Annotated in this window: 13 protein-coding genes and 2 pseudogenes; 12 read left to right on the top strand and 3 right to left on the bottom strand. The window is 70.3% G+C overall.

Annotated features, from left to right (window positions below; translation table 11 throughout):
* From AOK08_RS07575 to AOK08_RS07550, 6 genes and pseudogenes are all read left to right on the top strand, one after another.
* A pseudogene (locus AOK08_RS07575) lies at positions 1-350 on the top strand (hypothetical protein); the annotation flags it as partial.
* 204 nt (positions 351-554) lie between these two features.
* Positions 555-854 (top strand): hypothetical protein, encoded by a 300-nt coding sequence (locus tag AOK08_RS07570; protein ID WP_055524679.1) that lies wholly within the window; start codon positions 555-557, stop codon positions 852-854.
* Between the two features lie 164 nt (positions 855-1018).
* On the top strand, positions 1019-1513 hold the full coding sequence (locus tag AOK08_RS07565) for a DUF5949 family protein (RefSeq protein ID WP_055524678.1): 495 nt from the start codon (positions 1019-1021) through the stop codon (positions 1511-1513).
* A 178-nt stretch (positions 1514-1691) separates the two neighbouring features.
* On the top strand, positions 1692-2201 hold the full coding sequence (locus AOK08_RS07560; RefSeq protein WP_055524677.1) for a hypothetical protein: 510 nt from the start codon (positions 1692-1694) through the stop codon (positions 2199-2201).
* 182 nt (positions 2202-2383) lie between these two features.
* Complete coding sequence (locus AOK08_RS07555) at positions 2384-2860, top strand: tyrosinase family oxidase copper chaperone (protein WP_055524676.1); 477 nt, start codon at positions 2384-2386, stop codon at positions 2858-2860.
* Positions 2844-3713 (top strand): tyrosinase family protein, encoded by an 870-nt coding sequence (locus AOK08_RS07550; RefSeq protein WP_055524675.1) that lies wholly within the window; start codon positions 2844-2846, stop codon positions 3711-3713. The genes AOK08_RS07555 and AOK08_RS07550 overlap by 17 nt, the downstream gene beginning before the upstream one ends.
* Before the next feature lie 124 nt (positions 3714-3837).
* On the opposite strand, the gene AOK08_RS07545 is transcribed toward AOK08_RS07550, so the two are convergent.
* Positions 3838-4125, bottom strand: a complete 288-nt coding sequence (locus tag AOK08_RS07545) for a chaplin (protein WP_055524674.1) — start codon at positions 4123-4125, stop codon at positions 3838-3840.
* Between the two features lie 179 nt (positions 4126-4304).
* Between AOK08_RS07545 and AOK08_RS07540 the strand changes: the two genes are divergently transcribed.
* The 6 genes from AOK08_RS07540 to AOK08_RS07515 all read left to right on the top strand — a co-directional run bounded on the left by AOK08_RS07540 (position 4305) and on the right by AOK08_RS07515 (position 8952).
* Positions 4305-4508 (top strand): hypothetical protein, encoded by a 204-nt coding sequence (locus AOK08_RS07540; protein ID WP_055524673.1) that lies wholly within the window; start codon positions 4305-4307, stop codon positions 4506-4508.
* A 347-nt stretch (positions 4509-4855) separates the two neighbouring features.
* On the top strand, positions 4856-6055 hold the full coding sequence (locus AOK08_RS07535) for an ATP-binding protein (protein WP_055524672.1): 1200 nt from the start codon (positions 4856-4858) through the stop codon (positions 6053-6055).
* Positions 6052-6453 carry a roadblock/LC7 domain-containing protein gene (locus AOK08_RS07530; protein WP_055524671.1) on the top strand — a complete coding sequence of 134 codons (402 nt, stop codon included), beginning with the start codon at positions 6052-6054 and terminating at the stop codon, positions 6451-6453. Before AOK08_RS07535 ends, AOK08_RS07530 begins: the two co-directional genes overlap by 4 nt.
* A complete protein-coding gene (locus AOK08_RS07525) occupies positions 6450-6830 on the top strand; it encodes a DUF742 domain-containing protein (protein WP_055524670.1) in 381 nt (126 codons plus the stop codon). The genes AOK08_RS07530 and AOK08_RS07525 overlap by 4 nt, the downstream gene beginning before the upstream one ends.
* Positions 6805-7395, top strand: coding sequence for a GTP-binding protein (locus AOK08_RS07520; RefSeq protein WP_055524669.1), 591 nt, complete (start codon positions 6805-6807; stop codon positions 7393-7395). The genes AOK08_RS07525 and AOK08_RS07520 overlap by 26 nt, the downstream gene beginning before the upstream one ends.
* 249 nt (positions 7396-7644) lie before the next feature.
* The gene (locus AOK08_RS07515) at positions 7645-8952 is read left to right on the top strand and encodes a cytochrome P450 family protein (protein ID WP_055524680.1); all 1308 of its coding nucleotides are present in this window, start codon (positions 7645-7647) and stop codon (positions 8950-8952) included.
* A gap of 139 nt (positions 8953-9091) precedes the next feature.
* On the opposite strand, the gene AOK08_RS07510 is transcribed toward AOK08_RS07515, so the two are convergent.
* Positions 9092-9649: a PadR family transcriptional regulator gene (locus AOK08_RS07510; RefSeq protein WP_055524668.1), complete on the bottom strand. Its 558-nt coding sequence runs from the start codon at positions 9647-9649 to the stop codon at positions 9092-9094.
* Positions 9650-9710: 61 nt separating this feature from the next.
* Positions 9711-10103 (bottom strand): annotated as a pseudogene (gene fadH / locus AOK08_RS07505) (NADPH-dependent 2,4-dienoyl-CoA reductase); the annotation flags it as partial.

Genomic DNA, 10103 nt, shown 5'->3' with positions numbered 1-10103 from the left:
CCCCCGCCCTCCCCGCGCTGCCGCCCGCGCCCGCTCTTCCGCTGAGCCTCAAGGACGGCAAGGCGGTCAAGGCGGCCGAGGGGCCGCTCGACATCAAGGGGGACGCGCTCGCCGCGCTGCAGGAATCGGTGGACACGCTGCTCAAAGCGGTGACGTCCGGTGATGCCGCGAACGTCGTACCGGCCGTCACCGGTGTGCTGACGAACGTCGTCGGTTTCGTCGCCGCCACCCTGCTCGGCGGCGGACTGCCGGCGCCGGAACTGGCGGGGCTGCCGCCGCTGCCCAAGCTGCCGGCGGCGGTGCCGGCGCTCCCGGCCGCGGTGCAGCCGCTGCCGATGCCGGCCCGTTAGGGCCGCCGCCCTCCCGGCCGTCGTGCCGACCCCGCGCGGTCGGCACGACGGCCATTGTGCTGTCCGGGAGTCAATTCCGTTTGTGCGTCGATCCGGATGCGCAGCAGAAATTTCTGCGTACGGGGTTTCCGTCGCCACCGGGGCTCGTTAGGCACGGCGACAGAATTCCCTCTGGTGACATGAGTTGCCGAAGAAAGGAACACGATGAAGTCCCTGAAGGCTGCCGCTGTTGTTGCCGGGTCCCTGGTCATCGCCGGAGCCGCCGCGCCCGCGTTCGCCTACGACGCCGCCAACCTCACGCCCTCCAGCCTCAACGGCGCCGTCAACACGCTCGCCCAGGCCACCAGGGGCCCCCTCGACGTGGAGCAGCTGGCGCCGATCCAGCACCAGTCGAACGCGCTGGACACCGAGAACAAGGACTCGGCGCTCAGCACGGTGAAGGACGCGACGGCCGCCCTCAACTCGACCGGCGGGCTGCTCGGCGGCCTTCCGCTCCAGGGCTGACACGGGTTTCCGAAGGACCGATTCCGCACTCCGTGAGGGGCGGCGGAATCGGTCCTTCGCGTTGTTCGAGTCCCGTCCCTCTTTCGTGTGGATACCGGCGGGAAATCCCCCGGTCGAGTGAGAACACGGCCGGCCGCCGCAATTCCCGTCGATAAGGTTCCGCGGTGACCTCAACCTCAAGCGAAACGCGCCCTTTCCGCATGGCCGACCTGGGCACGCTCGTCGTGATGGCCTGGAGCGGTGAGGCCCCCGACGGCGACATGCCCTACCTCCTCGCCTACTCCCTCGGGGACGGCGAGGGCGGCCCGGAGGCCTCGGCGGTCGCCGTCGAGAAGCTCCTCGCCAACACCGGTCTGCCGGTCGGCGGCGACATCGTCGACGGCTCCACCCGCCCGAGCCTGCCGGTCAGCCTGCTCGTCGAGGCCGGTTCGGCCGTCGTCAACATGCCGCAGCTCAACGCCCAGTGCACGCCGCCCCCGGAGTGGCTCACCGCGGTCGCCGAACGGGGCTTCGCCTACCTGGTGTTCACCACCCGCGCCTGGCCCGAGGCCCAGCCCGGCAAGCCCATCGAGCCGGAGGCGCTGGCCGCGTTCGCGGGCGCCGAGGAGACCCTGACCGCCGCCGCCCACGTCATCCTCCCGGCCCGCAGCCTGCGCTGACGGCCGGAGGGAGCGGGACGAGTGGTGCGGCCGGAGGCCCGGACGGGCGGATCGACCGTCCGGGCCGATGGGACGACTAATGCGCCACACGGGGGAATCTTGAGCTGATGCGGTTCTCAGGATCGTTACGCGGTACGGACGAACACCCCCCCGATTCCTGAAAAGGACCGTACTTGTCATGAAGTCGACCACTCGAATCCTTGCCGCCGCCGTTCTCACCGGCATGGCGGCGGCGGTGGGCGCCGCGGCCCCCGCCGTCGCGGCCGACACGGTCCCCGTACCCGTCCCGCTGGACGGTGTCGAGAAGTCCCTCAACGTGAGCCTGCCCAAGGTCGGCGGCGAACTGCCCCTGCTGACGCCGGGTGTGCCCGAGGGCCCGCGGTACGTCGAGGGGCAGATGATCCCGGCCAGCGCGCTGCCGCAGGTGCCGATGGGTGCCGCGCTGCCCGGTGTGTCGGCCGAGACGCCGCTGCCGCAGGTGATCGGGAAGGGCTTCGACGAGGCCTCTGCCAGCCTCCCCGCGGCCGACCTGCGGACCCTGACCCCCGGTCTGTCCGTGGACACCCCGCTGACCGCCTCCAACCCCGATGTGTTCGGCCTGCCCACGCTCAAGGAGCCGCAGGCCGCAGTGCTCACCCCGCTGCTGCAAACGGCACCCACGGGCGTCCTGGGGCTCGGCTCGCTGTAGTCCGGGCGGGTCCGGGCGGTCCGGTCGGACACCGGACCCGACCAACTGGACCGGACGAGCTGGACCTGACGAGCTGGACCTGACGAACTGGAGCCTCTGGGCCCGGAGTCGACACCCGGGCCCGGTCATCGGGCGGTCGCCGTTTCCGAACGAGCCGAACCAGACGATGAGATGAGGAGAGACTGTTGTTCGTCAGCAGAGTGCCACGGGGACCGGAAGGTCCCCGTGTCCGTTCCGGCACGCGGCGCGACGCGCTGCGTGCCCTGTGCGTGTCGGCCCTCGCCCTGGCGGTGGTCCCGGTCGTCGCCGCCGCGTGGCCCCGGCGGGACCGGGACGGCGAGGAGGCGGCGGCGTTCGACGAGACGTACCGGGGCCGCCGGCTGCGCGGCATGAGGGCCGACGCCGAGCCCGCCGACCACCTTCAGCACATGGCGCAGGCGATGCGCCCGCCCGGCGACGGCCGGTGGCACGTCACCGTGGACGGGCGGCCCCTGCATCTGATGCGGCGCGCGGACGGGACGTATCTGAGCATGATCGACCACTACCGCTCCTACCCCACGGCCCTGGAGGCGGCCCGCGCCGCCGTGGACGAGCTGGGGCCCGGGCGGCGGCTGACGGTCGCGGGCGGGGGAGAGGGCGGTCATGGCGTACACGCGTAAGGACGTCAGCACGCTGACGCGTTCCGAGCGGCGGCGGTTCGTCGGGGCGCTCCTGGAGATCAAACGCCGGGGCGAGTACGACGACTATGTGCGCACCCACATCGAGTACTACGTCTCCGACGGCGAGAAGGGGCTGCGTACGGCCCATATGGCGCCGTCCTTCCTGCCTTGGCACCGGCAGTTCCTGCTGGACATGGAGCAGGCCCTCCAGCGCGTGGACCCGTCGGTGACGCTGCCGTACTGGGACTGGACCCGGGACCGTACGAAAACCGGCGCGCCCTGGACCGAGGACCTGCTCGGCGGCACCGGGCGGGCCTCCGACCAGATGGTCATGACCGGGCCGTTCGCCTACGACACCGGTGACTGGATCATCACGGAGAGCGTCACCGACGGCGACTTCCTCACCCGGGACCTCGGCCGTGCCCGTGAGCCGCTCACGCTGCCGACCCGGCAGGACCTGGACGCGGCCCTCGCCGACCCCGTCTACGACGTGTCGCCGTGGAACTCGACGTCCGCCAAGGGGTTCCGCAACCGGCTCGAAGGGTGGGGGAGCGGGCGGGGCCCCGCCTCGTGGCGCAACCACAACCGCGTCCACCGGTGGGTCGGCGGGCACATGGTCGGCGGTGCCTCCGTCAACGACCCCGTCTTCTGGCTGCACCACGCCTTCGTCGACCTGTGCTGGTCGCGCTGGCAGCGCCGGCACGGCGCCGGCGCGCGCTATCTGCCCGACCGGCCCCCACGCGTCGGCGACCCGCAGCGCGGCCGGGTCGTCGCCCGGCACGAGACGCTCCCGCCGTGGGACCTGACGCCGGACCAACTGGAGGACCACAGCGCCGTCTACCGGTACGCGTAAGACGAGCAGGACATGTAATACGAGCAGGACACGTCATACGAGCAGGACACGTCATACGAGCAGGACATGGAAGAGCCCCGGCGGTGGGACCGCCGGGGCTCTTCCGGTGTTTGCGTGCGACGGATCAGCCGCCGTAACCGCCGGGGCCGGGGTGGCCCTTGTGGTCGTCGTGGCTGACGTTGACGCAGGTGTTGCCGAAGGCCGGGTTCAGCAGGCCGATCACGCTGACCGAGTTCCCGCACACGTTGACGGGCACGTGGACCGGGACCTGCAGGATGTTGCCGGACAGGACGCCGGGCGAGCCGACGGCCTCGGCCATGGCACCCGCGTCAGCCGTGGCCATACCGGCACCGCCGAGCACCACGGCACCGGTGCCGAGCGCGGCGACGGCTGCCTTCGCGATGCGAGACATCACGTTCTCCTTTGATTCGATGAGTGCGGGCACTCGACTCGCGCCCGCACTTCCCCTACAACGCGCCCGCTCACGCCTGGTAACGGCGTTCCGCCGGGCATCACCCTTTTCGAAGAGTGATCAGGAGGACCTGTCCCTCGGCTTTTCCCCGACCGCGCCCACGGGTTAGCCTCGCGGGCATGGCATCCGACCGAGCCGAGCAGAACGAGCGGCAGCAGAACGAGAACGTGTTGCGGATCTTCGTAGGCGGGGACATCGCCGACGAGACCTTCGAGCCCGGCATCGAGTACGCGGAGCGGCTCGTCGACGAGAGGCTGTGGGTGTGGTGCGCGGACCCGGGCCGTACCGGCACCGAGCCCGGGTTCGGCGCCCAGGCCGCCTGAGGCGTACGCAGTACAGGCCCGCTTCCCTAAGGACAGGGGGGCGGGTCTGTGCGTGTCCGGGCGGCGGCGGGGTGTCACCGGCGTGGGCCGATCGCGGATCCTGTGTGAAGGTCTCCAAGTGAGCTCAAGCGGAACCTTTTTGACGCCTCATTGACTGTTAAGATCATCCCACTTTCAGTAGGCTGAGGCGCGCCACGCGCACGGGGGCAGTCTCTAAGGGCCCCATGGCGAAGGAGTGGCTGAGTCGGTCCGCCGGTAACGTACGCCACCGGGCGGGGCTGGAGTTCGAGGCCAGCACCTGCCGGACCGCAACTGCTCCTGTCGCAAGGCGACTTGAAGAGAGTCTCATGACGTCATTGATCCAGGATCCACTGCTGTGGATCCTGCTTGTGGTACTGGTCGCTGCGCTCGTCGCAGTGATGCGGGCCCGGAGAACCAACATGGCTCTCCGCAGGAAGAACAACGACCTGCAGAACGCCCGCGAGTCCGTCCAGAGCGACCGTGACCGCCTCTATGCGGAATACGGCCAGTTGAACGCCCAGCACGCGGGCGATCTCGCGGCGGTGCGCAAGGACGCGGAGGAAGACACCAAGGCCGTCCTGAAGTCCGCGATGCGGACGCTCCAGGTGCTCGCCGACGAACAGCAGCTCATCATCGAGAAGTCGCAGCGCCGCTACGGCGACGACGAACAGATCCTCGCCGACCTGATGATGATCGACCACACCAACAGCCAGTTCGGCCGACGTGCGCAGGGCATCGCGGTGCTGTGCGGCGGCTGGCTCGGCCGGCGCGAGTCCACCGCCTCCGTGTTCGACGTCGCCCGCAGTGCCCAGGGCCGCATCAAGCACTTCGACCGCGTCACCATCAACACCCAGGTGAACGTCACGGTGGCCAGCCGGGCCGTCGAGCCCATCGCGGTGGTCCTCGCCGAGCTGCTGGCCAACGCCACCAACTACAGCGCGCCCGGCACCCGCGTCGACATCAACATCCAGGCCGTGCCCACCGGCGTCTGCCTGATCGTCGACGACGCCGGCCTCGGTATGAACACGGAGGAGAAGGCGCGGGCCTCCGTGCTGCTCTCCCCGCAGGCACCGATCGACATCACGAGCCTCGGCGACCCGCCGAAGTTCGGCTTCGCCGTGGCCGGGATGCTCGCCACCCGCTACGGCTTCAAGGTGTCGGTCGATTCGGTGTCCCCCTACGGCGGCGTACGGGCGGTGATTCTCTTGCCAGAGAACCTGTTGACGACGGACGTTCCGGAGCCCGAGGGCGGGGCCGCCAAGCCCGAGCCCCGGACGGAGGTGCCGGTCGCCCCGCAGCGGCTGACCCCGGTGGCCTCGCCCGGCGGGCCGGCGCGTCCGATAGGTACGACGGCCGGCGGTCTGCCCAAGCGGCGGCGGCGCGGCAGCCCGGTCGCGGTGGTGCCCCCGCCGCCGGAGCCGGTGGAGCACAACAACGAGGTGACGGCCTCACGCATCGGTGCGTTCCAGCGCGGAACGCTGCTCGGGAGGGACACGACGACCATGGAAGGACCACAGGACCAGTGAATCCCGATCTGTCGTGGGTGCTGAACGATGTGCTGCAGGTACGCGGCGCCCGTCACGCGATCCTCGTCTCGGCCGACGGCCTGCTGCTGGAGCGGTCCAGCGACATCGACCGCGACGCGGCCGAGACCAACGCCGCCGCGATGAGCTCCATGCAGTCCCTCAGCCGGGCAGTCGCCCCCTTCGTCGGCTTCGGACTCGGTCTGTGGAAGCAGACCCTGATCGAGTACGACGGCGGCTGGATCTTCCTCATCGCGGCGGGCAGCGGCGCCTACCTCGCCGTGTCGGCGGCCCTGGACGTCGACATGGAGGCCATGTCCTTCCGGATGCAGCAGCAGGTGGGTGCGCTCGGCAAGGCGATGACGACCCCGCCGCGTCAGAACGCCGGTGCGGACGCGTGAACGCGCACGGCGAGGAAGCCCCGGTCACGGTCACCAGCGACTTCGTCCGGAGTTACGTCATCACGGGCGGACGGCGGCTGCCGACCGCCGACGACCTGTCCCTGCACACCCTGGTCACGCTGGCCCCCGACCGGGAGCTGCCGCTCGGCGCCAGCCCCGAGGTACGGGCCATATGGGAGCTGTGCGGCGGCGGTTACCTGTCCGTCGCTGAGGTCGCCGCGCATCTGTCGCTGCCGGTGGGGGTCGCCCGGCTCCTGCTGACCGATTTATTCGAACAGGGCCATCTCCTGCGTCGTGCCGCGCCCCCACGCGCCCCGTCCGTCGACAGAGGAATCATCGAGAAGGTGCTGCATGGACTCGAATCGCTCTACGGCTGAGACGATCTACGTCTCAGACGCGGTCACCACCACCGCGAAGATCCTTGTCGTAGGGCACTTCGCCGTGGGCAAGACCACCTACATCGGCTCGCTGTCGGAGATCGCCCCGCTGCGCACCGAGGAGAAGATGACCCAGGCGTCCGCCCACGTGGACGATCTGAAGGGCGCGCCGGACAAGGTGACGACCACGGTCGCGCTGGACTTCGGCCGTCTCACGCTGAGCGACGAGCTGGTGCTGTACCTGTTCGGCACCCCCGGCCAGCAGCGTTTCATGCAGTTGTGGGAGGACATGGCCCGCGGCGCGCTCGGAGCACTGCTCCTGGTCGACCCGTCCCGGCTGGCCGAGACCTTCCCGGTGATCGACCTGGTCGAGAAGTACGGCCTGGAGTACGCCATCGCCGTCAACTCCTTCGACGAGAAGGCCGAGTTCGACGAGGACGAGATCCGCGAGGCCCTCGACCTGCTGCCCGACACCCCGGTCATCTACTGCGACGCCCGGGACCAGAAGTCCTCCGCGAGGGCCCTGATCGCCCTCGTCCAGCACCTGCTCACCCGCGCGGCCTGAGCCCCGGTCCCTCCCTTTCCTTCCGGACCCCTCCCCGCACAAGGGGTCCGGAGAAGGGGCCGGGCCGGGGTCCCGGCGGCGCTCCGGGCAGGGGCCTGGATCACCGCCTGGACCGCCCGGACCCGGGCCCCGAACACCCCGTCACAAGCCTCTTCCTCTCCCCCGTCCCCGAGGCGCGGGGAACCCTAAGGAACCTCCATGGACACACAGCACGCTGGTGCCGCGCCGACCGCGCCCGCCAGATGCCCCATGCACGGCGCCGACTTCGCCGCCGAACCGCACCGCCTGTACGACCAGATGCGCGCCCACGGCCCGGCGGCACCCGTCGAACTGGCCCCCGGTGTGGACGCCACCCTCGTCGTCCAGCACGAGATGGCCCTCCGGGTGCTCCAGAACACCACCCTGTTCTCCCGCGACTCGCGCCGCTGGTCCGCGCTCAACGAGGGCCGGATCTCCCTCGACAGCCCGGTCCTGCCGATGATGGCCTACCAGCCGAACGTGCTGTTCACCGACGGCGCCGTGCACCTGCGGCTGCGCAAGGCCGTCACGGAGAGCCTGGCCAAGCTGAGCATCAGCCGGATCCGCCGGGACGTCGAGCCGATCGCCGACTACCTGATCGACCAGTTCAGCGAGCGGGGCCGCGCCGACCTCCTCAACGACTACGCCAAGCTGGTGCCGCTGCTCCTGTTCAACAAGATCTTCGGCTGCCCGGCCGACATCGGCGACCGCCTCACCGCCGGCATGTCCGCCATGTTCGACGGCGAGAACGCCCAGAAGGGCCTTGAGGAGGTGGCCGGTTCCCTCCTGGAGCTGATCACCCTCAAGCGCCGTGAACCGGGCGACGACGTGACGTCCTGGCTCATCCAGCACCCGGCGGGCCTCAGCGACGACGAACTCCGCTACCAGCTCATCGTGTTGATGGGCGCGGGCCTCGAACCCGAGCGCAACCTCATCGCCAGCTCCCTGCTCCTGCTGCTGTCCGACGGCCCGTCGGGGCGCGGCAGCGGCATGCTGGTCGAGGAAGCCATCGACCACGTGCTGTGGAACAACCCGCCCATCTCCAACTACGCGACGCACTACCCGTTGCAGGACGTCGACCTCGGTGGCGTGCTGGTCGACGCCAACAGCCCGATCGTCGTCAGCTTCGCCGCCGCCAACAGCGACCCGGCCCTCAAAGAGGCCAGGCAGGCGGCCAGCAAGGGCGCGCACCTCGCCTTCGGCGCGGGCCCGCACGCCTGCCCCGCGAAGGACCCGGCCCAGGTCATCGCGCTCACGGCGATCGAGCGGATCCTCAACGCGCTGCCCGACCTGACCCTCGCGGTCCCGCAGGACAGCCTGATGTGGCGCCCGGGACCCTTCCACCGCGCCCTGGTCGCACTGCCGGCCCGGTTCAGCCCGACCCCCGCCACCCGGATGGCGGCGGCGATGCGCAGCCTGACGCCGACCAAGGCGGCGGAACCGGCGCCCCGTCCGGTACCGCAGCAGGTTTCGGGAGGCCATCAGGAACAGCGCAGGAAGGGATTCTGGAGTTCCTTCCTCGATGTCTTCCGGCTCTGACAACCAACTACCCACTCACTTAGGCCGATTGGTTGTAGTTGGCCGATTGGCTGTATTCAGTAGATTGGTTGTATTCAGTAGATCGGCTCGGCTGTCGTGAGCGCCCTGTGTCCGAGGTTCGTCCTCGGGCGCGGGGCGCTCACTGGTTTTCGCCGGGCAGCTCCGCGAACTCCGCCAGGGCGTGGGTGAGCCACTGGGTCCAGAAGGTCTCCAGGTCGATGCCCGCCCGCAGGACCAGGTGCTGGAGCCGGCCCTGGGGGCTGCCCGTACCTGCTCCGGCGGGCGGGAAATCCCGCTCCTCGATTTCCCGGTACTCCGTCAACTGCCGCTGGTGCAGGGCGAGATGGCGACGCAGATCGGCCTCGATGCCTTCGGTGCCGACGACCGCCGAGGCGCGCAGCCGCAGCAGCATCGTGTCCCGGTGGGGTTTTGGGTCCTGGGACGCGGCGGTCCAGCGGGCCAGTTCGGCTCGGCCCGCCGGCAGCACCTCGTAGCTCTTCTTCCCGCCACGGGCCGTCTGCTCGGCGGGCAGGGCGCGAATCTGCCCCTCGCCCTCCAGCCTGCCCAGCTCGCGGTAGATCTGCTGGTGCGTGGCCGACCAGAAGTAGCCGATCGACCTGTCGAACCGCCGGGTCAGCTCCAGCCCCGAGGACGGCTTCTCGAGCAGAGCGGTGAGGATCGCGTGCGGGAGGGACATGGCTCAAATCCTAGGGACCGGGGCTGACGGTGACTGTGGCTGTCCTCCGCTCGTACGGGTGTCAGAGCGCCGCCGCCAGTTCGGTGCCCTGCTTGATGGCGCGCTTGGCGTCCAGCTCGGCGGCGACGTCGGCGCCGCCGATCAGGTGCACGCTGCGGCCGGCGGCGAGCAGCTCGTCGTACAGGTCCCGGCGCGGGTCCTGGCCGGTGCACAGGACGACGGTGTCGACGGGCAGGACGGTGGCGGCGCCGTCGACGGTCACGTGCAGACCGGCGTCGTCGATCCGGTCGTACCGGACGCCCGGGACCATGGTGACGCCCCGGTGCTTGAGTTCGGTGCGGTGGATCCAGCCGGTGGTCCTGCCGAGTCCGGCGCCGACCTTCGTCGTCTTGCGCTGGAGCAGGTGGACGCTGCGGGGCGGGGCGGGGCGCTCGGGCGCGGCCAGGCCGCCGGG

It is taken from the genome of Streptomyces graminilatus (assembly GCF_001418565.1).
Taxonomy (GTDB): domain Bacteria; phylum Actinomycetota; class Actinomycetes; order Streptomycetales; family Streptomycetaceae; genus Streptomyces; species Streptomyces graminilatus.
This window is presented reverse-complemented; position numbering and strand designations above follow the sequence as displayed.

Excerpts from the sequence above, each read along its gene's own strand:
- AOK08_RS07570 (WP_055524679.1), top strand. The coding sequence starts at position 555 with ATGAAGTCCCTGAAGGCTGCCGCTGTTGTTGCCGGGTCCCTGGTCATC.
- AOK08_RS07560 (WP_055524677.1), top strand. The coding sequence starts at position 1,692 with ATGAAGTCGACCACTCGAATCCTTGCCGCCGCCGTTCTCACCGGCATG.
- AOK08_RS07550 (WP_055524675.1), top strand. The coding sequence starts at position 2,844 with ATGGCGTACACGCGTAAGGACGTCAGCACGCTGACGCGTTCCGAGCGG.
- AOK08_RS07545 (WP_055524674.1), bottom strand. The coding sequence starts at position 4,125 with ATGTCTCGCATCGCGAAGGCAGCCGTCGCCGCGCTCGGCACCGGTGCC.
- AOK08_RS07540 (WP_055524673.1), top strand. The coding sequence starts at position 4,305 with ATGGCATCCGACCGAGCCGAGCAGAACGAGCGGCAGCAGAACGAGAAC.
- AOK08_RS07535 (WP_055524672.1), top strand. The coding sequence starts at position 4,856 with ATGACGTCATTGATCCAGGATCCACTGCTGTGGATCCTGCTTGTGGTA.
- AOK08_RS07520 (WP_055524669.1), top strand. The coding sequence starts at position 6,805 with ATGGACTCGAATCGCTCTACGGCTGAGACGATCTACGTCTCAGACGCG.
- AOK08_RS07515 (WP_055524680.1), top strand. The coding sequence starts at position 7,645 with ATGCACGGCGCCGACTTCGCCGCCGAACCGCACCGCCTGTACGACCAG.
- AOK08_RS07510 (WP_055524668.1), bottom strand. The coding sequence starts at position 9,649 with ATGTCCCTCCCGCACGCGATCCTCACCGCTCTGCTCGAGAAGCCGTCC.